21 protein-coding genes and 3 riboswitches are annotated in these 24,110 nt (G+C 56.7%); of the genes, 15 read left to right on the plus strand and 6 right to left on the minus strand.

Going from position 1 to position 24,110, the window contains the following annotated elements; translation table 11 throughout:
- Nucleotides 1-126: 126 nt before the first annotated feature.
- The 3 genes from ACFPLB_RS06035 to ACFPLB_RS06045 form a co-directional block, all read right to left on the minus strand.
- The gene (locus ACFPLB_RS06035) at nt 127-1,503 is read right to left on the minus strand and encodes an aspartate aminotransferase family protein (protein WP_378228493.1); all 1,377 of its coding nucleotides are present in this window, start codon (nt 1,501-1,503) and stop codon (nt 127-129) included.
- A 27-nt stretch (nt 1,504-1,530) separates the two neighbouring features.
- Nucleotides 1,531-3,024, minus strand: a complete 1,494-nt coding sequence (locus ACFPLB_RS06040; protein WP_378228474.1) for an NAD-dependent succinate-semialdehyde dehydrogenase — start codon at nt 3,022-3,024, stop codon at nt 1,531-1,533.
- A gap of 132 nt (nt 3,025-3,156) precedes the next feature.
- Nucleotides 3,157-3,648: an Lrp/AsnC family transcriptional regulator gene (locus ACFPLB_RS06045; RefSeq protein ID WP_378228475.1), complete on the minus strand. Its 492-nt coding sequence runs from the start codon at nt 3,646-3,648 to the stop codon at nt 3,157-3,159.
- 63 nt (nt 3,649-3,711) lie between these two features.
- Between ACFPLB_RS06045 and ehuR the strand changes: the two genes are divergently transcribed.
- The 15 genes from ehuR (at nt 3,712) to ACFPLB_RS06120 (ending at nt 20,934) form a co-directional block, all read left to right on the plus strand.
- Nucleotides 3,712-5,097, plus strand: coding sequence for a MocR-like ectoine utilization transcription factor EhuR (gene ehuR, locus ACFPLB_RS06050; RefSeq protein WP_378228476.1), 1,386 nt, complete (start codon nt 3,712-3,714; stop codon nt 5,095-5,097).
- Between the two features lie 158 nt (nt 5,098-5,255).
- Complete coding sequence (gene ehuA, locus ACFPLB_RS06055; RefSeq protein ID WP_378228477.1) at nt 5,256-6,044, plus strand: ectoine/hydroxyectoine ABC transporter ATP-binding protein EhuA; 789 nt, start codon at nt 5,256-5,258, stop codon at nt 6,042-6,044.
- Nucleotides 6,045-6,088: 44 nt separating this feature from the next.
- Entirely contained in the window at nt 6,089-6,934 is an 846-nt protein-coding gene (gene ehuB / locus ACFPLB_RS06060) for an ectoine/hydroxyectoine ABC transporter substrate-binding protein EhuB (protein WP_378228478.1), read from the plus strand.
- Between the two features lie 149 nt (nt 6,935-7,083).
- Nucleotides 7,084-7,743 carry an ectoine/hydroxyectoine ABC transporter permease subunit EhuC gene (gene ehuC / locus ACFPLB_RS06065; RefSeq protein WP_378228479.1) on the plus strand — a complete coding sequence of 220 codons (660 nt, stop codon included), beginning with the start codon at nt 7,084-7,086 and terminating at the stop codon, nt 7,741-7,743.
- A complete protein-coding gene (ehuD, locus tag ACFPLB_RS06070; RefSeq protein WP_378228480.1) occupies nt 7,743-8,402 on the plus strand; it encodes an ectoine/hydroxyectoine ABC transporter permease subunit EhuD in 660 nt (219 codons plus the stop codon). Before ehuC ends, ehuD begins: the two co-directional genes overlap by 1 nt.
- A 1-nt stretch (nt 8,403) precedes the next feature.
- On the plus strand, nt 8,404-9,180 hold the full coding sequence (eutA, locus tag ACFPLB_RS06075; protein ID WP_378228481.1) for an ectoine utilization protein EutA: 777 nt from the start codon (nt 8,404-8,406) through the stop codon (nt 9,178-9,180).
- On the plus strand, nt 9,177-10,148 hold the full coding sequence (gene eutB / locus ACFPLB_RS06080; RefSeq protein ID WP_378228482.1) for a hydroxyectoine utilization dehydratase EutB: 972 nt from the start codon (nt 9,177-9,179) through the stop codon (nt 10,146-10,148). The genes eutA and eutB overlap by 4 nt, the downstream gene beginning before the upstream one ends.
- Nucleotides 10,145-11,137 carry an ectoine utilization protein EutC gene (eutC, locus tag ACFPLB_RS06085; RefSeq protein WP_378228483.1) on the plus strand — a complete coding sequence of 331 codons (993 nt, stop codon included), beginning with the start codon at nt 10,145-10,147 and terminating at the stop codon, nt 11,135-11,137. Before eutB ends, eutC begins: the two co-directional genes overlap by 4 nt.
- 18 nt (nt 11,138-11,155) lie before the next feature.
- A complete protein-coding gene (doeA, locus tag ACFPLB_RS06090; protein WP_378228484.1) occupies nt 11,156-12,349 on the plus strand; it encodes an ectoine hydrolase DoeA in 1,194 nt (397 codons plus the stop codon).
- Nucleotides 12,350-12,426: 77 nt separating this feature from the next.
- Nucleotides 12,427-13,437: a N(2)-acetyl-L-2,4-diaminobutanoate deacetylase DoeB gene (gene doeB / locus ACFPLB_RS06095; RefSeq protein ID WP_378228485.1), complete on the plus strand. Its 1,011-nt coding sequence runs from the start codon at nt 12,427-12,429 to the stop codon at nt 13,435-13,437.
- A 149-nt stretch (nt 13,438-13,586) separates the two neighbouring features.
- A riboswitch (cobalamin riboswitch) is annotated at nt 13,587-13,797 on the plus strand.
- 175 nt (nt 13,798-13,972) lie between these two features.
- Nucleotides 13,973-16,786 carry a ribonucleoside-diphosphate reductase subunit alpha gene (locus ACFPLB_RS06100; RefSeq protein ID WP_378228494.1) on the plus strand — a complete coding sequence of 938 codons (2,814 nt, stop codon included), beginning with the start codon at nt 13,973-13,975 and terminating at the stop codon, nt 16,784-16,786.
- Nucleotides 16,787-16,831: 45 nt separating this feature from the next.
- Nucleotides 16,832-17,947 (plus strand): ribonucleotide-diphosphate reductase subunit beta, encoded by a 1,116-nt coding sequence (locus tag ACFPLB_RS06105; RefSeq protein ID WP_378228486.1) that lies wholly within the window; start codon nt 16,832-16,834, stop codon nt 17,945-17,947.
- Nucleotides 17,948-18,008: 61 nt separating this feature from the next.
- Nucleotides 18,009-18,211, plus strand: a riboswitch (cobalamin riboswitch).
- Nucleotides 18,212-18,327: 116 nt separating this feature from the next.
- Complete coding sequence (locus tag ACFPLB_RS06110) at nt 18,328-19,575, plus strand: aromatic ring-hydroxylating oxygenase subunit alpha (protein ID WP_378228487.1); 1,248 nt, start codon at nt 18,328-18,330, stop codon at nt 19,573-19,575.
- 19 nt (nt 19,576-19,594) lie between these two features.
- Entirely contained in the window at nt 19,595-20,683 is a 1,089-nt protein-coding gene (locus ACFPLB_RS06115; protein WP_378228488.1) for an FAD-binding oxidoreductase, read from the plus strand.
- On the plus strand, nt 20,680-20,934 hold the full coding sequence (locus tag ACFPLB_RS06120) for a hypothetical protein (protein ID WP_378228489.1): 255 nt from the start codon (nt 20,680-20,682) through the stop codon (nt 20,932-20,934). The genes ACFPLB_RS06115 and ACFPLB_RS06120 overlap by 4 nt, the downstream gene beginning before the upstream one ends.
- Before the next feature lie 43 nt (nt 20,935-20,977).
- On the opposite strand, the gene ACFPLB_RS06125 is transcribed toward ACFPLB_RS06120, so the two are convergent.
- The 3 genes from ACFPLB_RS06125 to ACFPLB_RS06135 all read right to left on the minus strand — a co-directional run.
- Entirely contained in the window at nt 20,978-22,006 is a 1,029-nt protein-coding gene (locus ACFPLB_RS06125; RefSeq protein WP_378228490.1) for a methionine synthase, read from the minus strand.
- Nucleotides 22,007-22,032: 26 nt separating this feature from the next.
- Nucleotides 22,033-23,016: a DUF1852 domain-containing protein gene (locus ACFPLB_RS06130; RefSeq protein WP_378228491.1), complete on the minus strand. Its 984-nt coding sequence runs from the start codon at nt 23,014-23,016 to the stop codon at nt 22,033-22,035.
- A gap of 162 nt (nt 23,017-23,178) precedes the next feature.
- Nucleotides 23,179-23,380: riboswitch (cobalamin riboswitch) on the minus strand.
- A gap of 407 nt (nt 23,381-23,787) precedes the next feature.
- Nucleotides 23,788-24,110, minus strand: a 323-nt coding sequence (locus tag ACFPLB_RS06135) for an autotransporter outer membrane beta-barrel domain-containing protein (protein WP_378228492.1), incomplete at its 5' end; no start/stop codon positions are given.

Consider the following 24,110-nt stretch of genomic DNA (forward strand, 5'->3'; position numbering starts at 1 on the left):
CCTGCTCTGGTAAGCAGTGAATCAGAATAGGCCCGCCTTGGGAATCCAATTAATGGGTATGTGACCTAGAGCAGCAGACCGAAAACTGGCGCCAGTTTCCGGTCCAGTACTGCGTGCTTTTTGATGTCAGCGACCAAATATAGCGTTTATCGCTTCTGCGGTCTTTTCGACCACGATGTCAGCTTCTTCGCGACTCATGCACAGCGGTGGGGCAAAGCCCAGAATGTCGCCTTGCGGCATGGCGCGGCCGATAACGCCGCGCTCCAGCAGGGCCGCCGCAATCTGTGGGCCGATCTTTTCAGACGCATCGAAGAAAACGCGGTCATCGCGGTCAGACACAAACTCGATGGCCGCCATCATGCCATCGCCGCGCACCTCACCGACATGCTTGTGCGAACCAACCGCGTCTGCAAGCTTCTGGCGGAAATAGTTTCCAGTTTCCCCGGCATTGGTGACGAGATCGAGCTTGTCGATCAGTTCCAGATTGGCAACGCCTGCTGCCGCGCAAATCGGATGTGACGAATAGGTCCAGCCATGGCCAATCACACCAAGTTCGTCGGAGCCTTGCACCAGCACATCCCACATTTTTTCGGCGACAATGGTGCCTGACAGCGGCGCATAGGCCGAGGTCAGCCCCTTGGCGATGGTGATGAGGTCGGGCTTCATGCCGTAATGATCAGAGCCGAACATCGTGCCGAGGCGGCCAAATCCGGTAACGACTTCGTCGGCAACCAGCAGCACATCATATTTTTCCAGCACGGCCTGAATTTTTGCCCAATAACCGGCAGGTGGCGGCACCAGCCCGCCGGTGCCAAGGATCGGTTCGCCGATAAAGGCGGCAATGGTTTCCGGCCCTTCTGCGAGGATCAATTCTTCAAGCTTGTCGGCACAATGCTGTGAGAATTGTTCTTCCGACATCGAGCGATCGTTACGGCGGAAATAATAGGGGGCCTCGGTGTGCAGGACCGGGGGCCGCGGCAGGTCAAAGGCGTTATGAAACACTTCAAGCCCCGTTAATGAGCCGGTCATGACGCCGGAGCCATGATAGCCACGCCAGCGCGAGATGATCTTCTTTTTTTCCGGGCGACCCAAAATATTGTTGTAATACCAGATCAGCTTGATGTTGGTTTCATTGGCGTCAGAACCGGACAGGCCGAAATAAACCCGGCTCATATGCGAAGGTGCGCGGTCGATAATCATCTTGGACAGCGTGATCGAGGCATCGGTGCCATGGCCGACATAAGCGTGGTAATAGGCCAGTTCATGCGCCTGTTTTGCAATGGCTTCAGCAATTTCCGTACGGCCATAACCGACATTGACGCAATAAAGACCGGCAAAGGCATCAAGGCTTTTCTTGCCCGAAATGTCGTGGACCCATACGCCGTCACCGCCCGCCATCACCCGCGTTGGCGTTTCACCGCGGGCGTGCATGCCCATATGGGTGGAGGGATGAAAGAAGTGGTCGCGGTCCCACGCGGTCAGTTCGTTGGAGCGGTTGGGCATGGTCGAGATCCTCATCATTGCGCCGCATCAGGCGGCATCGAGACACAGATATTTCAGGTCGGTAAAAGCTTCGAGACCGTGGCGGGCGCCTTCGCGGCCAAGGCCAGATTGCTTGACCCCGCCAAATGGCACCGGCGCGCCGGTAATCCTGACCCGGTTGATCGCCACCATGCCATAGTCAAGCGCACGGCCCATGCGCAATTGGCGGGCGCCATTCTCGCTCACCACATAGGCAACAAGGCCATATTCGGTGGCGTTGGCGCGGGTGATCACTTCGGCTTCATTGTCAAAGACAGTGACGGCAGCAACCGGCCCAAAGGTTTCCTCATGCATGATGCGGGCGCTGTCCGGCACATCGACAAGCAGAGTGGGCTGGAAAAACAGTTTGCCTGCAATGTGACGTTTTCCGCCTGTCAGGCATTTTGCGCCGCAGGCAAGCGCATCCGCCACCTGTTCCTCAACCTTGGTGATGCCGCGTTCGTGCATCAGCGGGCCGATCTCGACGCCATCCTCCAGCCCCATGCCAACCTTGAGCGCAGCAATTTGCGCCGCAAAAGCCGTGCAAAAGCGTTCATAAATGCCGCGCTGGACATAGATGCGGTTGGCGGCAAGGCAATCCTGCCCGGAGGTGGCGAATTTGGCATCGATGGCGATCTCGACCGCCTTGTCGATGTCGGCGTCATCAAACACGATCAGCGGCGCGTGACCGCCCAGTTCCATCACCAGCCGTTTCATCGTCGGCGTGCATTGTGCCGCAATCAGCCGGCCGATTTCGGTTGAGCCGGTGAAGCTGAGTACACGCACCCGCGCATCCTTGCACAACTCACCAACAATGGTTTTTGCGTCACCTGTCACGACGTTGAACACACCTGCGGGAAGACCCGCACGTTCACCAAGTTCAGCCAGCGCCAGAGCAGACAGGGGCGTCTCGGAGGATGGGTGCGCAACAATTGTACAGCCGGCGGCAAGCGCTGCGGCGGCCTTGCGGGTCAGCATGGCGCAGGGAAAATTCCACGGCGTCACCAGCGCAACCACACCCAATGGCTCGCGCCGCACCATCATTTCTGCGTCAGGCAGATGGCTGGTGATGTTTTCGACATTCACACGCCGCGCTTCTTGCGCATACCACTCAACGAATGAAGCGCCATAGTCGATTTCACCGCGCGCCTCATTCAGCGGCTTGCCCTGTTCAAGTGTCATCAGCAGCGCAAGGTCTTCCTTTGCGGCGACAATCAGTTCGAACCATCGTTGCAGGATTGCGGTGCGTTGTTGCGGCAGCAAAGCGCGCCATTGCGGGAAGGCATCGGACGCTGCATCAATGGCTTGCACCGTTTCGGTGCGGCCAAGTTTTGCCACCCAGGCAAGGTTTGCGCCGGTTGCCGGATCGCTGACGTTAAAACCCTCACCGTTTTCGCTAGCAGTCCAGTGCCCACCGATATAAGCAAGTTCGCGATGCAGCCGCCGGTCAGCAAGATGATCAAACGCCTTGTGGCGAATTGTGCGGGCAAGTGTAGCAGACATGATGGCCTCGCAATGGAAAGGATGCCATCAGCCTAAATGTGGATTGCCGGAGAAGGAGACTGTTTGCGGCTTTCTTTGCAGAGAAAACAACTGTTGAAATTCCCGCTGGCAGAGAAATTCTCCCTCTCCCCCTTAATCTTCCGGCGACAGCAATTGCATCAGCGGCTGCACCACCTCGTCTTTTACCGTGCGGGTGATGATGTAGGTAAAATAGCGGTCAATGCCGATTTCGCGTTCAAGCAGTGAATCGACAAAGCGCTGATAGGCATCGATGTCGCGTGCTGCGACCTTGACCATATAGTCGATGCCACCGCCGACCGACCAGCAGGCCACCACTTCCGGGCAGGTGCGGATGACGCGCTCGAAGCGCTCGAAATCGGCCTGCCGGTGGCTTCCCAGTGTAATTTCGATCAACACCCCGGTCACCGGCGCAACAAGGCGCAAATCAAGCCGTGCATGATATCCGGCAATGATGCCTGCTTTTTCCAGCCGCGCCAGTCGCGTCCAGCAGGGGGTGGGCGATAATCCGGCCTTTTCGGCCAGCGCAAGCTTGGTTATGCGTCCATCACGCTGAATCGCGTCGAGGATTTTCAGGTCGATAGCATCAAGTCTGGGTGCGGTCATAGGGCAGCATGTGTTTCGGAATCGGGATTGTCAATTGACATGATTAGCGTCACTAATGAACTCATGACAATATGGCGCCCCGATCCTGATCTCATTCGCCGTCCAGCCTATCTTTCGCTGGCGGATCAGATTGCGCGGGCCATTCATGAAGGACATCTGGAAAACGGCGCCCGGCTGGCGACGCATCGGCAACTGGCAGATGAGATGAATTTGTCGGTTCAGACAATCAGCCGGGCCTATGAGGAACTAATCCGGCGGGGGCTGGTGTCAGGCGAGATCGGGCGCGGGACTTTTGTGCAGGCGCGCCAGCCGGAGCCAGCACCGCCTTATCTGCCGGAACGCATGGGTAATCTGATCGATTTGTCGATCCTCAAGCCGGTATGCGAACCGCTACATCTGGACAAGATGCGCGCGGCACTGGGACAACTGGCGCAGGACCTGCCGCCGAGCGCCGTGTTGTCGTTCCGGCCCAACAATATCTTTCCGCGTCATCGCCTTGCGGCGGTCGAATGGTTGCTGGGCTGCGGGCTGGAAGTCTCGCCGCTCAATATCAGTGTCACCAATGGTGCGACCGCTGGCATGACGGTGGCGCTGATGACTGCCGCACCGCAAGGGGCGACAGTGGCGACCGAGGCTATTGGTCATCACACACTGGTGCCGCTGGCCAGCTATCTCGGCTTTCAGCTTGAGGGCCTGCCGATCGACCGCGAGGGGATCTTGCCGCAAGCGCTGGAGGACGCCTGCAAGCGCGGCAATATCCGGGCTGTCTTTGTCCAGCCGTCAGCAACCAGCCCGACGGCAACGCTGATGGGCGAAGAGCGGCGGGCCGCCCTGGTTGCTGTCGCACGCAAGCACGATATTGCCATTATCGAAAATGACATTCTCGGCCCGCTGGTCAGCCGCACCACACCGCCAATTGCAGCACTTGCACCGGAGCGCACATTTTACGTCACCAGTTTCACCAAGGTTGCTGTTCCGGGTCTGCGCATTGGATATCTGGTTGCACCCGACCGTTATGTGGCAGCTGTCGCCAATCGTCATCTGGTGTCGAACTGGATGGCGACGCCCTTGATGGCGGAGATTGCAACACGCTGGGTTCAGGACGGAACCGCCGCCGAACTCGTGGACTGGCAACGCGAGGCGATCCACAAGCGTCATGCAATTGCTGCTGAGGTTTTATCGCAATCGGCGTTCTGGGCGCAGCCGGAAAGCCTGCACATCTGGCTTGACCTGCCGAAGGGGCAGGTTGAGGAAACCTTTGTTGCTCAGGCGCGCTTGCAAGGGGTGGCGATTGCGCCGGGCGTGTCGTTCCAGATCGCCGACATGTTTCGCACACCAGCGGTGCGGCTGTCGCTTGGCTCGACCAGCGAGGAGGAATTGCGAACCGGGCTGGGCGTCGTTGCCAATTTGCTGATGGCTGACCCCGAACATGTGCTGCTGGCGATTTGAGCTGCAGCCGATCGAATTTGGATTGCTGCAAAAAACACAGAAAATCCGGCGGGTTGAATGGCCTCGTCTTCGATCTAAATTGTCATGATATTATTTTCTAATTGACATGATTTGAAGCCTTCCCCATCGTTAGGGGCGCAACGGGGAGAAGCGGCCGGATGACTGCGCCTATCATCAACATCGACAAAATCAGCAAAAGCTTCGGCGCGCTGAAGGTGCTGGACAATCTGTCGATGCAGGTGATGCCGGGCGAGAAGCTGGCATTGATCGGGCCATCCGGCTCCGGCAAGACGACGATCCTGCGCATTCTGATGACGCTGGAACAGATCAATGGCGGTCATATCCAGATCGAAGGCGAACAGCTCTACCATATGCAAAAAAATGGCAGCGGACTGGTGCCGGCCAATGAACGCCACCTTGCCAAAATGCGCCAGAAGATCGGCATGGTGTTTCAGTTGTTCAATCTGTTTCCGCATAAATCGGTGATCGACAATGTGACGCTGGCCCCGCGCCTGACCAAGAAAGTGCCACGCATTGATGCCGAAAAACGGGCGATGGAACTGCTTGACATGGTCGGCATGGCTGACAGGGCCAGAAATATGCCCGCGCAACTGTCCGGCGGTCAGAAACAGCGTGTGGCGATTGCCCGCGCATTGGCGCTGTCGCCAAAAATCATGCTGTTTGATGAGGTGACCTCGGCACTTGATCCGGAACTGGTCGAGGAAGTGCTGAATGTCATGCGCAAGCTTGCCGCCGAAACCGACACGACAATGCTGCTGGTCACTCATGAAATGGGGTTTGCGCATGATTTTGCCGACCGGGTGCTGTTTTTCGACAAGGGCAGCATTGTCGAGGAAGGCACGCCCAACGAAATTTTTTCCAATCCAAAGCAGGAACGTACGCAAGCGTTTTTGAAAAAGATCATCGCGGCGGGCCATCGGGTCTGACCGCAGGCGACAACGAAAATTCCAGGGAACAAGGGAGCAGGAATATGAGGAAATTGATTATCGGCGGGATTGCCGCCGCCACGGCCATTGCTGCCATCGCCATTGGTGCGCAGGCGCAGGACAACCCCAAGCTTGAGCAGCTCAAGGAGCAGGGCTTTGCCCGTATCGCCATTGCCAACGAGCCGCCCTTTACGGCGGTCGCGGCTGACGGTAAGGTTTCGGGGGCTGGACCGGATGTCGCCAAGGCCGTGTTTGAGCGTCTGGGCGTACCGGAAGTTGCTGCATCGATCTCCGAATATGGGGCGATGATTCCGGGCCTTCAGGCACGCCGCCATGATGTGGTCACTGCCGGTCTGTTCATGAAGAAGGACCGCTGCGAGGCGGTGGCTTATTCGGAACCGATCCTGTGTGACGCAGAAGCTTTTCTGGTCAAGAAGGGCAACCCGAAAGGGTTGAACACTTTTGCTGATATCGCTGCCCATGCTGATGCCACCATCGGCGCGCCGGGCGGCGGCACCGAAGAGCGGCTGGCGCTTGATGCCGGTGTGCCGCGTGACCGCGTTGTCGTGGTGCCGGACGGCCAGAGCGGGCTGCGCATGTTGCAGGATGGCCGCCTTGATGTCTATTCGCTGCCGGTGCTGTCGATCAGCGATCTGATGCGGCTGGCCAATGATGACAGCCTGGAAATGGTCGCGCCGGTTTCGGATGCGCCGGTCTATTGCGATGGCGCTGCCTTCCGCAAGGGTGATGAGGCTTTGCGCGATGCGTTCGACGTCGAACTGGCCAAGCTGAAAGAATCAGGCGAATTCGCCGAGATTGTCGAGCCTTATGGCTTCTCGGCAGCGGCAGCAATGTCAACATCGCGCGAAAAACTCTGTGCTGCGCAGTGAGTAAAAACACGCGGCCTTCTTCTCCCGCATGGGTAAAGAGGGCCGCATCATTTTCCATCATTTACCGATCTGGCCATGATGGCGCGGGATTTCATGTCTGACAGCGGTTTTTTCTTTGTGCGGCGACAACGAGCGAGGCGTGACAACCGATGATCGACTGGTCCGGATATCTCGGCCTGATCCTGCAAGGCGCGCTGGTGACAGTCCAGTTGACCTTGATGGGGTGTGCGCTGGCATTGGTGATGGCGTTTATTGCCGGGTTTGGGCGGCTGTCGCAGATTGCAGCGCTGCGCTGGCTGGCAACCGTCTATATTGAATTTTTCCGTGGCACATCGATTTTCGTCCAGTTGTTCTGGGCCTATTTCGTTCTGCCACTGCTGGGATTTGATCTGACCTCAATGCAGGCCGGTGTGCTGGCGCTGGGCCTCAATGTCGGCGCCTATGGAGCCGAAGCCGTGCGCGGTGCGGTGCAGTCGATCGGTCGTGAACAGTTTGAAGCCTGCGTGGCGGTCAACCTGTCGCGCTACCAGACCATGCGCCATGTCATCTTGCCACAGGCCGTGATCCTGATGCTGCCGACCTTTGGCAACAATGCCATCGAGCTGTTGAAGGCAACAGCCATCGTGTCGCTGATCTCGCTGTCTGACATGACCTTTCAGGCACAGGTGGTGCGGGCGCAAACCGGCAGCACGCTCATTCCCTTTGCAACAATCCTGATACTCTATTTTGCGATGGCGATGGCAATTTCCGCCTTCATGCGCTGGCTGGAACGCCGCCTGACACGTGGCCTCGACGGAGTGCGCAGCTGATGGAATGGGATTGGGAATTCGTCTGGCAGATCATGCCGACCCTTTTGGAAGGGTTCAAGATCACCATCATCGCAACGCTGTTGGGTTCAGTGCTGGCCGCCATCGTTGGACTGCTGTTTGCGGTGCTGCGCCGCTCGCCGAACCCCTATATTGCGCGGCCAATCGGGTTTATGGCCGAATTCATTCGCGGCACACCGCTTCTGGTGCAGCTTTATTTCCTGTTTTACGTTCTGCCATCGGCAGGAATTTTGCTGTCGCCGCTGGTGGCTGGCGTCATCGGGCTTGGCCTGCATTACGGCACCTATGTAGCCGAGGTTTATCGCGGTGGCATCGACAATGTGCCACGCGGCCAGTGGGAGGCGGCCAAAGCCTGCAATCTCAACCCGTTGCAGACATGGGTGCATGTGATCCTGCCGCAGGCCATCCCGCCAATGATCCCGGCACTGGCGAATTATTTTATCGCCATGTTTAAGGAAACGCCGCTGTTGTCAGCAATCACTGTGCTCGAACTGATGAATCAGGCGCGCAGCATCGCCAACACCAATTATCGCTATATCGAGCCGATGACGATGGTGGGCGTGTTCTTCCTGGTGATTTCGATCATCTCCGTGTTCGGACTGCGCTGGCTGGAGCGGCGTTATGGCCGGGTGGAGCGATAAGATGACAACATTGAACATTCATCAGCGCACTGTGAAACCGCCGCTTGAGGTGCGGCCATGCGACGCCCGTGTCGGGCTGGTGATTTTGGCAACCGACCACACCACCGAGCCGGACTATGCCCGCATGGTGGCAAGTAAACAGATCGGCGTTTACGTTGCCCGCCTTGCCTATGCCAACCCAACGACCCCGGAGAATTTGCGCGCCATGCAACCAGCCTTGAGCGCGGCAGCCGGGCTGATCCTGCCGGGCGAAGACCTCGACGTGCTTTGCTATTCCTGCAACTCGGCATCGGTGGTGATCGGTGACGATGCAGTGGCGGCTGCATTTCAAGCTAGCAAACCCGGCGTCGCGGTGGTGACACCACCGCTGGCAACCCTCAAGGCATTGCAGGCGCTGAGCGCAAGGCGCATCAGTATTTTGACGCCCTATCTGGCCGAAACCAGCGCGCCGGTGGCCGCATATTTCGCAAAAAGCGGCTTTGAGGTGGCAAGTTTTACCTGCCTTGGCATGGATGACGACCGCGAAATGGCGCGCATTGCACCCGAAACGCTGGTCGAACTGGCGCGTGAGGCAATGGACCCGCAAGCTGATGCGCTGATTGTTTTATGCACGGCGTTGCGCGCGGCAGAAGCCGCAGCCGATATTGAGGCTGCGCTCGGCAAGCCGGTGGTGACGAGCAATCAGGCAACCGCATGGATGTGCCTGCGACTGTGTGGCGATGACCGCGCCATGCCGGAACGCGGACAGGTGTTTACCCTGCCCTTGGCCGCGCCATGACCGTGTCACTGGAAGATATACGCGCAGCACAGATGCGCATTACAGGCAAGGTCACCCGCACCGCATTGCAGCCGTCAGATGATTTGTCGCAGCGCTGTGGTGTGCCGGTTTACATGAAAATGGAGCACCATCAGCCGACCGGGGCGTTCAAGCTGCGGGGCGCCACCAATGCGGTGGCGATGCTTGGTGAGGATGAGCGCCGGCGTGGCGTGGTCGCCGCTTCAACCGGCAATCATGGCCGTGCGCTGGCCTATGCCGCAGGGCTTGAAGGCATTGATGCAACGATCTGCATGTCGCAACTGGTGCCGCACAACAAGCGTGATGCGATTGCCAAACTTGGCGCGCAAATCTGCATTGTCGGTAACAGTCAGGACGACGCGCAGACACAAGCCGAGCTTCTGGTGGCGCAGCAGGGCATGACGATGGTGCCGCCGTTTGATGATGCAGGCGTGATTGCCGGACAGGGAACAATCGGGCTGGAGCTGATCGAGGATCTACCGCAACTCGATACGCTATTGGTGCAATTGTCGGGCGGTGGGCTGGCGTCTGGCGTAGCGGCAGCGGTCAAAAGCTTGCGCCCGCAGGTACGGGTGATCGGCGTATCGATGGCGCGCGGGGCAGCCATGCAGGCAAGCTTGACGGCAGGCCACCCGGTGCAGGTGCGTGAAGACGAAACGCTGGCAGATTCGCTTGGTGGCGGCATCGGACTTGCCAATCGTCATACATTTGCCATGTGCCGCGATCTGCTCGATGGCGTGATCTTGCTGTCAGAAGAAGAAATCGCAGCCGGTATTGTCCACGCCTATCATGAGGAACGCGAGATCGTCGAAGGGGCTGGTGCGGTGGGTATTGCCGCATTGCTGGCGGATAAGGTGGTTCCGCGCGGGCCAGTGGCGCTGATCCTGTCAGGGCGCAATATCGACATGGATTTGCACCGGCGCGTCATTTGTGGGGAGCAATTGCAATGAGCCGGATGATGATCCTTACCGAAGCGGATTTGCGGGTAATCGTGAGGCTTGATCTGGAGGCGGTGGCCTGCGTTGAAAATGCGTTTTTAGCATTGGAAACCAAAAAGGTGGCGATGCCGCCGATCCTGCGGCTCGATATTCCCGAACATCGCGGCGAAGTTGACGTCAAGACAGCCTATGTGCCGGGGATCGACGGCTTTGCCATCAAGATCAGCCCCGGCTTTTTCGACAATCCCAAGCTCGGGTTGCCAAGCGTCAATGGCATGATGGTGCTGTTGTCGGCAAAGACCGGGCTGATTGAGGCGCTGCTGCTTGATAATGGCTATCTGACGGATATGCGCACAGCGGCAGCGGGCGCCGTGGCTGCAAAATATCTGGCGCGCAATGACGCCACTATTGCGGCAATTTTTGGGGCCGGGATGCAGGCGCGGTTGCAACTGGAAGCACTGATGCTGGTGCGCCCGATCCGCGAGGCACGGATATGGGCGCGCAATGTCGCCAAAGCCGAAGCGCTGGCACAGGCACTGCGCGCTGAGCTTGGCATTGATGTGCGCGCCTTTGCTGATGGGGTGCAAGCGGTTGCAGGCGCCGACATCATCGTGACGACGACGCCGAGCGAGATACCGATTCTGCATGCAAAATGGCTGGAGGCAGGACAGCATGTGACCGCAATGGGGTCGGACGCCGAGCACAAGAACGAGATTGATCCGGCAGTTTTACAACGCGCAACACTTTATGTTGCCGACCGTCTTGGCCAGACGCGGGTTCTGGGTGAATTGCACCATGCCATCAAGGCGGGCCTGATTGATGCGGAGGCGGGTTTTGCCGAATTGGGCCAGGTGATTGCGGGAAAGTCAGCCGGTCGCCAGAGCAGGCAAGACATCACGATCTGCGATCTGACCGGCACCGGCGTTCAGGACACGGCCATTGCCACATTGGCGCGAGACCATGCGGCCAATGCCGGTGTCGGCACAAATTTTGACAGTTGAACCGAGGAGTTTCGTAACATGACATCGGCTTCTTTGAAATTTACCCGCGAGGAATATGCCGCACGGCTGGCCAAAACGCGCCATGCCATGGAGGCAAAAGGCATCGACGCGCTGATTGTCAGCGACCCATCCAACATGGCCTGGCTGACCGGCTATGATGGCTGGTCGTTTTACGTGCATCAGGCGGTGATTGTGCCGCCGACCGGTGAGCCGATCTGGTACGGGCGCGGGCAGGATGCCAATGGTGCCAGGCGCACCGCCTATCTCGATCATGGCAATATCATTGGCTATGACGATCACTATGTGCAGTCAACCGAGCGTCATCCGATGGATTTTCTCTCCACGGTTCTGGCTGATCGCGGCCTCGACAGGCTGGTGATCGGTGTCGAGATGGACAATTACTGGTTTTCTGCTGCTGCCTTTGCCGCGTTGCAAAAGGGGCTGCCCAATGCGCGCTTTACCGATGCCACGGCGCTGGTCAACTGGCAGCGCGCCATCAAGAGCGCAACTGAAATCGACTATATGCGCAAGGCAGCGCGCATTGTCGAAGCAATGCATGCCCGCATTCTTGACCGTGTCGAGGTCGGGATGCGCAAATGCGATCTTGTTGCAGAAATCTATGATGTCGCAATACGCGGTGTTGACGGCCCTGACGGTCGTTTTGGCGGTGACTATCCGGCCATCGTCCCATTGCTGCCATCGGGTGCAGATGCATCAGCCCCGCATCTGACATGGGACGACAAGCCGATGCGCGTCAATGAAGGCACTTTTTTCGAGATTGCCGGTTGCTACAACCGCTATCATGTGCCGCTGTCACGCACTGTTTTCCTCGGCAAGCCGACACAGGCATTTCTGGATGCCGAAAAGGCGACACTGGAAGGCATGGAAGCCGGTCTTGCCGCGGCCCGGCCCGGCAACACCTGTGAAGACATCGCCAACGGGTTTTTCGGTGTTTTGAAGAAATACGGCATCGTCAAGGATAACCGCACCGGCTATTCGATCGGCCTGTCTTATCCGCCGGACTGGGGTGAGCGCACCATGAGCCTGAGGCCCGGTGACAGAACCGAGCTGAAACCCGGCATGACCTTCCATTTCATGACCGGCCTGTGGCTGGAAGATATGGGGCTGGAGATCACCGAATCCATTCTGATTACCGAAACAGGTGTCGAGTGTCTGGCCAATGTGCCACGGGAATTGTTTGTGAAGGCATGAGGCAAGAAGGATATGGGCCGTATTTTTCTCCTCCCTTCTTTGACTAAATATATCGAGCAACTTGCATGAGACCTGACATGTTGGACAAGCATCTTCGCCCGTCACCGATCTCGCCCACCATCGATCTTGATGCGCAAGGGGTGCAACATGGTTTTTTACGGCTGCCTTATAGCCGTGACGATTCCGCATGGGGCTCGGTGATGGTACCGATTTGCGTGATCCGCAATGGAAGCGGACCAACCGCATTGTTGACCGGGGCCAATCATGGTGACGAATATGAAGGACCGCTGGCGCTTTATGATCTGGCGCGCAGCCTGAAGCTGGAGGATGTGGCTGGCACAATCATCATCATTCCAGGCATGAATTATCCGGCATTTCGGGTAGGAACGCGCACCTCGCCGATTGACAAGGGCAATATGAACCGCAGCTTTCCGGGCCGACCCGACGGCACGGTAACGGAAAAGATCGCCGACTATATCACCCGCCATTTGCTGCCACACGCCGATCTTGTGCTCGACTTTCATTCGGGCGGACGCACGCTCGATTTTCTGCCATTCTGTGCTGCCCATATTCTGCCGGACAAGGAGCAGGAGCGGCGAGCATTCGCCGCAGTCGAAGCATTTTGCGCGCCCTATTCGATGCGCATGCTCGAAATCGACGCTGTCGGCATGTACGACACGACTGCCGAAGAGATGGGCAAGGTGTTTATCACCACAGAGCTGGGCGGTGGCGGCACATCGCGCGCCCAAACCGTGCAGATTGCACGCAAGGGTGTCTTGAACGTGCTGCGCCATGCAGGGCTGGTTGACGGCGTGGTCGAACAGACACCAACAACATGGCTGGATATGCCGGGTGATGATTGCTTTGCCTTCGCGCAAGAAGACGGGATGATCGAAACCATGGTTGATCTTGGTGGTACGGTAACAAAGGGAATGGTGATTGCGCGGGTGTGGGGCACGGGCCGCACCGGTGTTGCCCCGCAGGAAATCCACGCAAAGATGGACGGCCTGCTGGTCGCCCGCCACTTCCCCGGTCTGGTGAAGGCGGGCGACTGTGCCAGCGTGATCGCCATTCACGAAACCGGTTGAAATGCTCTGACACGATCAGGCAGAAACTCACGCTGTGTTCCAAGCGTTTGCCCCCATTTTCATTCGCGGCAAGCGAAGAGGGCGAAACAGGTGGCACTTATTATCGGATGACGAATCTCTACCTGTTGACATTAAATTCCTGTCACATACTAGATGTATGTCGTTATGGTTCTTCCGAGTCGTTTTTCTTGGAAGCTAAGAGGGAAGCCGGTGCGTGTATTTCGCAAATCCGGCGCTGCCCCCGCAACTGTAAGCAGCAAGTTGCTGTCCGCATAATGCCACTGGTGTGAAGACACCGGGAAGGCTGGACAGTGACAATGACCTGCGAGCCAGGAGACCTGCCATGGCGATGTTGAACGAACCTCGGGCGGGGTGTCCCGGCGGTGCGCCTTGCCTGTATGCGCGGTGATGCCGCGTCCAGCCGGCATGCGTTCCTCCAGATCCCCGTCCACAGCGCCACGGGGACAAGATGTCGGCAAGCGTTTCGATCCAGACCAAGGAGAGCCATTCGGCTCCGATCTCATTACAATCTTCGATGCAGCCGCCCGTCGAACCCGGCTGGCGTGTAATCCGCCGCAACGGGGCGGTGACGCCGTTCGACCCGGTCAAGATCACAGTGGCGCTGACCAAGGCCTTCCTGGCAGTCGAAGGGTCTACCGCAGCCGGATCGCGGCGCGTGCATGATATTGTTGCGGAACTGACCGAACAGGTGGTGACGGTTTTGACGCGGCGGATTGGCGAAGGCCGCACCTTCCACATTGAGGATGTGCAGGATCAGGTCGAACTGGCCTTGATGCGCGGCGAACATCACCGCGTTGCCCGCGCCTATGTGCTTTATCGCGAAGACCGCGCCCGTGAGCGTGCCGCCGCAAAGGCAGACAGCATCGAGACCGCCGCCCCCAAACTCAATGTCCGCGCTGAGGACGGCACGCTTTCACCACTCGATCAGGCGCGGCTGGCGGCGGTGGTCAGCGAGGCTTGCGAGGGTCTGGAGGCGGTGTCAGCCGACGCGATCCTCACCGAGACGCAGCGAAATCTCTATGATGGGGTCTCGCTCGACGAATTGTCACTGGCGCCAATCCTGGCCGCGCGTACGCTGATCGAGCAGGAGCCGAATTACGCTTTCGTCTCCGCTCGCCTGTTGCTCGACAGGCTGCGCCGCGAGGCGCTGACGCTTGTTTCCGGCCGCGCCGAGCAGGCGACGCAAGGAGAGATGAGCGGGCGTTATGCCACTTATTTCGCGGATTTCGTAAAGACCGGCATTGATGCCGGGCTGATTGACCCCGAACTTGACCGCTTCGACCTTGCCCGTCTGGGTGCCGCACTCAAGCCGGAGCGGGATTTGAATTTCCAGTATCTCGGCCTTCAGACGCTTTATGACCGTTATTTCCTGCACACCGGGGCCAAGCGTTTTGAGCTGCCGCAAGCCTTCTTCATGCGCGTCGCCATGGGGCTGGCTATACGCGAAATCGACCGCGAGGCGCGCGCCATCGAGTTCTACGACCTGCTGTCGTCCTTTGATTTCATGGCCTCGACGCCGACCCTGTTCAATTCAGGCACGACGCGACCGCAGCTTTCCTCCTGCTTCCTGACCACCATTGGTGATGATCTGGAAGCGATCTTCAAAGGCGTCAAGGACAATGCGCTGCTGGCCAAATATTCGGGCGGGCTTGGCAATGACTGGACGCCGGTGCGTGGCCTTGGCGCGCATATCAAGGGCACCAATGGCGAAAGCCAGGGGGTGGTGCCGTTCCTGAAAGTCGCCAATGACACGGCGATTGCCGTCAACCAGGGCGGCAAGCGCAAGGGTGCGGTCTGTGCCTATCTGGAGACCTGGCACATCGATATTGAGGAATTCCTCGATCTGAGAAAAAACACCGGCGACGACCGCCGCCGCACCCATGACATGAACACGGCAAACTGGGTGCCGGACCTGTTCATGCAACGGGTGGAGGAGGACGGCGAATGGACGCTGTTCTCACCCGACGAGACCCCCTGCCTGCACGACCTCACCGGCAATTCGTTCCGCAAGGCCTATGAGGGCTATGAGGCATGGGCAGCGGCTGGCAAGCTAAAAGTGTTCCGCAAGGTCCGGGCGCTCGATCTGTGGCGCAAGATGCTGACCATGCTGTTTGAGACCGGCCATCCGTGGATTACCTTCAAGGATCCGTGCAACATCCGCTCGCCACAGGGCCATGTCGGCGTTGTGCATTCATCCAATCTGTGCACCGAGATCACGCTCAACACCTCAAAGGATGAGGTCGCGGTCTGCAATCTCGGCTCGGTCAACCTTCTCAATCACGTCACCGAACAGGGGCTTGATCTCGACCGGCTGGCGAAAACTGTCGGCACGGCGATGCGCATGCTCGACAATGTCATCGACATCAATTTCTATACCATTCCCGAGGCACGGGCCTCGAATCTGAAGCATCGCCCGGTCGGCCTTGGCCTGATGGGTTTTCAGGATGTAATCCAGAAACTGCGCATTCCCTACTCCTCCGATGAAGCGGTAAAATTTGCTGACCAGTCGATGGAAGCGATCAGCTATCACGCAATTTCGGCTTCGGTCGATCTGGCGGCGGAGCGGGGCCGCTATGCCAGCTTCGATGGCTCGCTATGGTCGAAGGGCATTTTGCCGATCGACTCGATTGCGCTGCTGGAACAGGCACGGCCCGGTGTGGAGATGGATACCTCCTCGACACTTGACTGGGAAGCCTTGCGAAGCCGCGTCAGAACCATTGGCATGCGCAACTCCAACACAATGGCGATTGCGCCGACGGCAACGATTTCCAACATTTGCGGCGTGTCGCAGTCGATCGAGCCAGCCTATCAGAACCTGTTTGTCAAATCGAACATGTCGGGCGACTTCACCGTGGTGAATGCGCAACTGGTGCGTGATCTGAAGGCCCGCGACCTGTGGGATGAGGTCATGGTTTCGGACCTGAAATATTTTGATGGGTCCATCGGTGCAGTCGACCGCATTCCCGACGATCTGAAGGCGCTTTACGCCACCGCTTTCGAAATCGATGTCGCATGGCTGGTCGAAGCCGCCTCGCGCCGCCAGAAATGGATTGATCAGGCGCAGTCGCTCAACCTCTACATCGCCAATCCGTCAGGAAAAAAACTTGATGAACTCTACCGGCTGGCGTGGAGGAAGGGTCTGAAAACGACCTATTATCTGCGCTCGCGCTCGGCCACCCATGTCGAGAAATCGACGCTGAAGGGCACGGACGGCAAGCTCAATGCGGTGTCGGCCACGGTTGCAGCAGTTCCCATTGAGATCGATCCAAACGCCGCATGGGGCAAGGCCTGCACCATCGATGACCCCGATTGCGAAGCCTGCCAGTAAGCAGCCGCCACCAACAAGGGCCCATCAATAAGGAAGGAAGAAAAAATGCTCGACTGGTCCGAACCGAAGGCCGCCCCGGCCAACCTTATCGCGCTCAATGCGGAAGCCGACGCCACCGGCCTTGGCGCGATCGAGCGGGGTGCCGCCCGCGTCACCGTCGATGACAAGCGCATGATCAATGCGCGCGCCGACGTTAACCAGCTTTTGCCGCTCAAATATCACTGGGCATGGGAAAAATACCTCGCTGGCTGTAATAATCACTGGATGCCGACCGAGGTTTCCATGCAGGCTGACATTGCGCTGTGGAAGTCGAAGGACGGGCTGACCGAGGATGAGCGCCGCATGCTCAAGCGCAATCTTGGTTTCTTCGCCGCCTCCGAATCTCTGGTGGCCAACAACATCGTGCTGGCCATCTATCGTCACCTGACCAACCCGGAATGCCGGCAATATCTGCTGCGTCAGGCTTTTGAGGAGGCAATCCACACCCATACTTTCCAGTATATTGTCGAAAGCCTCGGCCTCGATGAGGGGGAACTGTTCAACATGTATCGCGAAGTGCCGTCGATCACCGACAAGGCGGCATGGGCGCTCGGCCACACGCAGAACCTCGACAACCCGGATTTTACCACCGGTACAGCGGAGTCCGACCAGCAGTTCCTGCGCGATCTCGTCGCCTTCTATGTCGTGTTTGAGGGCATGTGGTTCTATACCGGCTTTGCCCAGATCCTGTCGCTTGGCCGCCGCAACAAGATGGTCGGCATCGCCGAGCAATATCAATACATATTGCGTGACGAATCGATCCACCTGAATTTCGGCATCGACGTCATCAACCAGATCAAGATCGAGAACCCGCATCTGTGGACCAAAGAGTTTCAGGATGAGATTCGCGCAATGCTGGTCGATGCGGCCGAACTTGAAGCCGCCTATGGCCGCGATACGATGCCGCGCGGCTTCCTCGGGCTGAACGCGGCGCTGTGCGAGCAATATATGCACTTCATCGCCAATCGCCGCTGCGCCCAGCTTGGCCTTGCGCCGGTGTTTGCCGAAACCGAAAACCCGTTCCCGTGGATGTCGGAAGCAATGGATCTGAAGAAGGAAAAGAACTTTTTTGAGACCCGGGTGATCGAATATCAAAATGGCGGGGCGCTTTCATGGGATTGAGCCTGTCGCCTCTGTCTTGCGCCATGTCGTTTTCACACTGGCATGGCAGGCGTCATCCGTGATCATGTAAGGCATTCGAGGTGCTTGCCGGTTTTCCCGGCAGGATAATTGGGAAGCCGGTTTAACGCCGGCGCTGCCCCCGCAACGGTAGCGAAGCTAAAAAACCCGACAAAAGCCACTGGGCAAGAGCCCGGGAAGGTGTCGGGACAGGTCTGACAAGGCCAGCTTCGGAGCCCGGAAACCAGCCCCGGATTGTTTTAATCCTGACTGATCGCGGTGGGCGGTCAAGCGGCAGAGTGTTTCGGGCAAGCCATGCCTGCAAGCCTTCTTCCCCTGAAATCACCACCAAGTTCAGTTCTTGTTGAATTGCGAGGACGGACATGGATATGCGCACTGAAATGCTGAGGCAGCTTCGTGAAAGGCGGGACGGGTTTTCCCTGCAACAGCCTTTTTACATTGACCCGGATTTCTTCCAACTTGACCTTGAACTGATCTGGTACCGTGATTGGCTGTTTGTCGGCCATGATTGCGAGCTTGAAAAGCCCGGTTCCTATTTTACGGTTCAGGTGGGCGATCATCCGGTGGTGATCGTGCGCGGCAGGGATGGTGTTATCCGCGCCCTGCACAACACCTGCCGCCATCGTGGCAGCCGCGTCTGCACCGCCCATAAGGGGACGGCTGCAAAACTGGTCTGCCCCTATCATCAATGGACCTATGACCTGGATGGTTCGCTGGTCTTTGCCCGCGAGATGAATGAAGATTTCTGCAAGGAGGATTTTGGCATGAAGCCGGTCGCCTGCGAAAGCGTGGCTGGCTATATTTTCATCTGCCTGGCTGACGAACCTGCTGATTTTGCACCGTTCCGCACCATGATGGAGCCTTATTTTGCTCCCCACAACCTGCTGAACGCCAAAATTGCTCATGAGACCACCATCATTGAAAAGGGCAACTGGAAGCTGGTCTGGGAAAACAACCGTGAATGTTATCATTGCGCGGCCAATCACCCTGAATTGTGCAAGACTTTCCCTGAAGCGCCGGGCGCAACCGGAGTTCCCAGTGTCGAAAGCGACCCTGAGATGGTGGCGCATTGGCAACATTGTGAGGCTGCGGGCTTGCCGGCGTGGTTTCATCTGGACGATGCAGGCCAGTACCGCGCCACGCGCGCGCCGCTTTTGCGCGATGCAGTCAGCTACACGATGACGGGCAAGCGGGCCGTGGCCAGAAATCTGTCAGATAGTGTTTCAGCCGATCGTATCGGCACATTGATGCTCTATCATTATCCCACGACATGGAACCATGTGCTGATCGATCATGCCACCACCTTCCGGGTGTTGCCGATCAGCCCCACCGAAACCGCACTGACGACCAAATGGCTGGTACACAAGGATGCGGTGGAGGGCGTTGACTATACGGTGGATGAACTCACCCATGTCTGGTCCATGACCAATGACGAAGATCGCCGCATCGTTGAAGAAAACGCTTTCGGCATCAAGTCGCCCGCTTATCAGCCCGGTCCCTATTCACCCATCCATGAAGGTGGCGTGATGCAGTTCGTCGACTGGTATGCGGATTTCATCGGCAAGCGGCTGGAGGAAGAAGAAAGCGCAAAACAACGCAAGGCCGCGTAAGGAGGGAGCGATGAATGCCATGAACGATCCCTCCCTCTATCGTTTTCTTGATGAGATGACGCCCTGGGACGACCGTCTTCAGGTGCTGGAAGTCATCGGGATCATCGATGAGGCGCCGGAGGTGAAAACCTTTACTTTCCGCTCGGATAACCAGACCTGGTTTCGCTATCAGCCCGGCCAGTTCATGACGCTGGAACTGCCGGTCGGGGAAGAGCCGCTGCTTCGTACCTATACGCTGTCTTCGTCCCCTTCGCGGCCATTTTCCATCGCCGTGACGGTGAAGGCGCAAGCTGGCAGCATCGGCACACGCTGGATGTTTGAAAACCTGAAGATCGGGTCTCACATCCGCGCCTTTGGTCCGGCCGGCAGTTTTTCCCATCACAACTATCCGGCGGCAAAATATCTTTTCCTGTCGGCTGGTTCGGGCATCACGCCGATGATGTCCATGCTACGCTGGCTGAATGATTGCGCCCCATGGACAGATGTCACCTTCGTTAATTGTGCACGCCGACCAGAAGAGATCATCTTCCGCAAGGAGCTTGAGCTTTTGGGCAGCGCCATGCCGGGCCTGACGCTGGGGTTTCTGATTGAGGAGCGCTCCAGCCGAGAAAGCTGGTTTGGTCATATCGGGCGCATTGACGCTGTGCGCATGCCGCTGCTGTCGCCCGATTTTCGAGAGCGTGAAGTGTTCTGTTGCGGACCGGAGCCCTTCATGAACGCAGTACGTGACATGCTCGAAACTGTCGGTTTCAACATGGAGCAGTATCATCAGGAGAGCTTTGCTGCGCCTGCTGTCGAAGCCGTGACAGCGCCTTTCACTAATGCCGAGACTGACCAGTCATCACAAGCCATGTCGGTGCAATTTACGCTGTCCGATGTTCAGGCCTCATGCCTGCCCGGCCAGACTGTGCTTCAGGCTGCCCGGGCAGGAGGGGTGCGCATTTCTGCCGCCTGTGAATTTGGCCTGTGCGGAACCTGCAAGGTGAAAAAACTCTCCGGCGAGGTCGAAATGGATCACAATGGCGGCATTCTCGACGAGGAAGTTACGGAAGGTTTTATTCTGGCTTGCTGCTCAAAACTCCTCACGCCGCTGGAGATCGAGGCATGACAACATCCCGACACAAGAGCAGCATGATGAAGGGGCACATGCCTGATCTGAAAGCCGTTGCCACAATTTCATCACTCCCGCCACCGGAAGACATTTTTATTGACTGGATCCTGTCAGTGCCAGAACAGCAATGTCTGGAGACCGCCGCCCGCGCCCAGATTGCGATCATTGACCGTTCTGCCGCAGCGCTTGATCCAAATGTTATCAAGTTGCGGACGCTGCTTGTTGCCGTCATGGGTGATTATAACTAAAAATTGTCTCCCGAAACGGATTTCCGGTTTCGAGAGACTGATTTTACGCCAAAAGTTCTCTCCGGACGATTTCCGCGCCTGTACTTAAAGCCTTCAGCTTGGCGGTCGCGACATGCCGGGGCAGTGGCGCCATGCCGCAATTCGTGCATGGGTAGAGCTTGTCGGCATCGACGAACCGCAGTGCCTTGCGCAAGGTATTGGCAACCTCTTCGGGCGTCTCAACACTATTGGTCGCCACGTCAATGGCGCCCACCATGACCTTTTTACCCCGGATCAGCTCAATGAGATCCATCGGAACATGTGAGTTGTGACATTCCAGAGAAATCAGATCGATACTGGATTTTTGCAGTTTGGGGAAAGCTTCCTCATATTGTCGCCATTCTGATCCCAGACTGTTTTTCCAGTCAATATTGGCCTTGATGCCGTATCCATAGCAAATATGAACAGCGGTTTCGCATTTGAGCCCTTCAATTGCTTTTTCCAGCGTGGCGACGCCCCAGTCATTCACCTCATCAAAAAACACATTGAATGCCGGTTCATCAAACTGGATGATATCGACACCGGCAGCTTCCAGTTCTCTGGCCTCTTCATTGAGAAGTTTGGCAAATTCCCATGCCAGTTTCTCACGGCTCTTATAGTGGGCATCATAAAGCGTATCGATCATGGTCATTGGACCCGGCAGAGCCCATTTGATGGGCTGTGTGGTCTGTTGACGCAAGAATTTTGCATCTTCGACAAAAACCGGCTTTGGGCGGGAAACCGCACCAACAACCGTTGGCACACTCGCCTCATAGCGATCGCGGATTTTGACAGTCTCACGCTTTTCAAAATCAACGCCATCAAGATGCTCGATAAAGGTCGTCACGAAATGCTGGCGTGTCTGTTCGCCATCGCTGACAATATCAATGCCTGCCTGTCGTTGGTCATCAAGAGACAAACGCAGGGCATCCTGCTTGCCCAGGATCAGTTCTTGGCCCTGCAATTTCCATGGTGACCAAAGTTTTTCAGGCTCGGCAAGCCAGGAAGGTTTTGGCAGGCTGCCGGCAGTTGAGGTTGGTAACAGTGTTTTCAAGACAGATGACCTTATATTCCTATTGATCAAGCAGCGTAGTTGGCGGACCACCGTTCAAGGATGGCCTTGTACGGCTTGATGAAGCGCTCTTCGGCAAACTTCCCTTGCTGGACGGCAAGCCGGCTGCGTTCTTCGCGGTCATAGACAATTCGGGTCAGCGAATAATCCTGATGCTTCAGGCTGGGCTGATAGCGGACCCCTGCGGCCGAATTGGCATTATAAATCTCGGGCCGATAAATCTTCTGGAAAGTCTCCATCGTGCTGATGGTGCTGACAAGTTCCAGATTTGTGTAATCACCCAGCAGATCGCCACAAAAATAGAAAGCCAAAGGCGCAACACTGTTTGGAGGCATGAAATAGCGAACCTGCAATCCCATCTTCTGGAAATACAGGTCAGTCGAGGACAATTCACCCTGCCGGTATTCAACGCCCAATACAGGGTGCTGATTTTCAGTCCTGCGATATGTCTGACTGCTTGAGGCACTCAGGCATATGACCGGCGCTTTACTGAAATGCGCTTTGTAAGCAGCGGAATTGAGGAAATATTTGAACAGCTTTCCATGCAAATCACCAAAATTGTCTGGAAAGCTGAACTTGGAACGGTTCTTATTGTGCTCGGGCAGCACGATGCTGAAATCATAATCGCGCACATAAGAGGAAAAATTATTTCCAACAATTCCCTCAATGCGCTCGTTGGTTTTTCGGTCAACAATATTGGTCTTCAGTATTTCAATCAGCGGGAAGCTGTCAACGTGACCATCTTGATCAATATTCATTTCGACTGAAATAATTTCAAGTTCGACACAGTAGCGATCACCTTCTGGATTGTCCCAATGCGCCAGTGCGTTGAAGCGATTGTCGATCATCTTCAAAGCATTGTGCAGGTTTTCCCGACGGTTTTCCCCTCTGGCCAGATTGGCGAAATTGGTCGTGATGCGTGTCGTGTCTGAAGGATGATAATTTTCATCAAGTCGAGTGCTTTTGAGGTGAAACGTAAAGTCGTCCCTCATCAAAGTCAGCCCGCGATTGGTCGATGATGCGTTAAGTGCGCTCGCTGGAAGTGTAATTTGAGACATGACTTACCCGGTAAATTGTGGCAAGGGCCAGCGGACACATAGCAAAACAAACCGCAATGCGGCTTTTGCTACGGCACACCGGGACACCCCGCCCGTGGACGTATTTTTGTCATGGCAGGTCTCCTGGCTCGCAGCTTTGCCTCCTTGCCGTCTTCCCAAGGTTTAACCCTCAGGGACATCGTTGGAGTTCGGCTTGCCGCTTACAGTTGCGGGGGCAGCGCCGGTATTGCACCAGCTTCCCTCTTAGCTCCGGCCACTCGCAAGGAGTGGCTGAAGAGCCATGACAAGCGCACTTGTCTGACAGTTGCGACCAGAAGTCAAGATACATAAGGAAATGTTTATATCTTTACATCTACAATATGTTGTTTCCGCTTGGCTTGTGCGTTAGAGCATTTTGCAGCCAGACGGAATCGTCTAGCGTAGCAGAAATACGGCTAAAACAAGAGATTAGAGCATTTCATCCGTTTCCATGAAAACAAGAAATGCTCTAATAAGTATCTTGTTTCGTTGGCCTGAGGCGCAATCAGAGATGGGTTATTGCAGAGGATTAAAAAAGGCGGCTCTTAGAGCGATTCCTATTTTAATGGAAACGGCAGAACCGCTCTAACCCTTTGTTTTTACGCATTGTCGTGGACGCCAAATGTTTCCATTTGGCTACGAAATGCTCTAAGCCGCCTTTTCTTAATTCAAACTATTGAGCGGTTTTTACCACTTTACACGGAAGCCAAGATTGCCCTTGAGCGTGTAGCTGTCGCCAAAGCTGTTGAGACTGGTGTTGACCAGACCCTCGCCATAGATCGAGTACTTGTCGTCATTCCAGTTGTAAGAGCCGCCAACACCAAGCCCGCCCCACAGGCGCTGCTGCTCTTGTGTGAACTGCTCATCGGCCACATTGACCTTTGTACCTTCGCTGAAGCCATAATAAAGATTGGCAATGCCATAGACATGGGCGCGATCCGTCATCCCTGCATCATTTTGCCATGATGTCTCATGATCCAGCGTCACACCAAGGCGACCTTCAAAGCTGC

Origin of the sequence: Aquamicrobium segne, from assembly GCF_042656785.1 — a bacterium.
GTDB lineage: Bacteria > Pseudomonadota > Alphaproteobacteria > Rhizobiales > Rhizobiaceae > Mesorhizobium > Mesorhizobium segne.

What these genes read in the sequence shown, in the direction of transcription:
- ACFPLB_RS06035 (WP_378228493.1), bottom strand. Translation starts at nt 1,503, where the DNA reads ATGCCCAACCGCTCCAACGAACTGACCGCGTGGGACCGCGACCACTTC.
- ACFPLB_RS06040 (WP_378228474.1), bottom strand. Translation starts at nt 3,024, where the DNA reads ATGTCTGCTACACTTGCCCGCACAATTCGCCACAAGGCGTTTGATCAT.
- ACFPLB_RS06045 (WP_378228475.1), bottom strand. Translation starts at nt 3,648, where the DNA reads ATGACCGCACCCAGACTTGATGCTATCGACCTGAAAATCCTCGACGCG.
- ehuR (WP_378228476.1), top strand. Translation starts at nt 3,712, where the DNA reads ATGACAATATGGCGCCCCGATCCTGATCTCATTCGCCGTCCAGCCTAT.
- ehuA (WP_378228477.1), top strand. Translation starts at nt 5,256, where the DNA reads ATGACTGCGCCTATCATCAACATCGACAAAATCAGCAAAAGCTTCGGC.
- ehuB (WP_378228478.1), top strand. Translation starts at nt 6,089, where the DNA reads ATGAGGAAATTGATTATCGGCGGGATTGCCGCCGCCACGGCCATTGCT.
- ehuC (WP_378228479.1), top strand. Translation starts at nt 7,084, where the DNA reads ATGATCGACTGGTCCGGATATCTCGGCCTGATCCTGCAAGGCGCGCTG.
- ehuD (WP_378228480.1), top strand. Translation starts at nt 7,743, where the DNA reads ATGGAATGGGATTGGGAATTCGTCTGGCAGATCATGCCGACCCTTTTG.
- eutA (WP_378228481.1), top strand. Translation starts at nt 8,404, where the DNA reads ATGACAACATTGAACATTCATCAGCGCACTGTGAAACCGCCGCTTGAG.
- eutB (WP_378228482.1), top strand. Translation starts at nt 9,177, where the DNA reads ATGACCGTGTCACTGGAAGATATACGCGCAGCACAGATGCGCATTACA.
- eutC (WP_378228483.1), top strand. Translation starts at nt 10,145, where the DNA reads ATGAGCCGGATGATGATCCTTACCGAAGCGGATTTGCGGGTAATCGTG.
- doeA (WP_378228484.1), top strand. Translation starts at nt 11,156, where the DNA reads ATGACATCGGCTTCTTTGAAATTTACCCGCGAGGAATATGCCGCACGG.
- doeB (WP_378228485.1), top strand. Translation starts at nt 12,427, where the DNA reads ATGTTGGACAAGCATCTTCGCCCGTCACCGATCTCGCCCACCATCGAT.
- ACFPLB_RS06100 (WP_378228494.1), top strand. Translation starts at nt 13,973, where the DNA reads ATGCAGCCGCCCGTCGAACCCGGCTGGCGTGTAATCCGCCGCAACGGG.
- ACFPLB_RS06105 (WP_378228486.1), top strand. Translation starts at nt 16,832, where the DNA reads ATGCTCGACTGGTCCGAACCGAAGGCCGCCCCGGCCAACCTTATCGCG.
- ACFPLB_RS06110 (WP_378228487.1), top strand. Translation starts at nt 18,328, where the DNA reads ATGGATATGCGCACTGAAATGCTGAGGCAGCTTCGTGAAAGGCGGGAC.
- ACFPLB_RS06115 (WP_378228488.1), top strand. Translation starts at nt 19,595, where the DNA reads ATGAACGATCCCTCCCTCTATCGTTTTCTTGATGAGATGACGCCCTGG.
- ACFPLB_RS06120 (WP_378228489.1), top strand. Translation starts at nt 20,680, where the DNA reads ATGACAACATCCCGACACAAGAGCAGCATGATGAAGGGGCACATGCCT.
- ACFPLB_RS06130 (WP_378228491.1), bottom strand. Translation starts at nt 23,016, where the DNA reads ATGAGGGACGACTTTACGTTTCACCTCAAAAGCACTCGACTTGATGAA.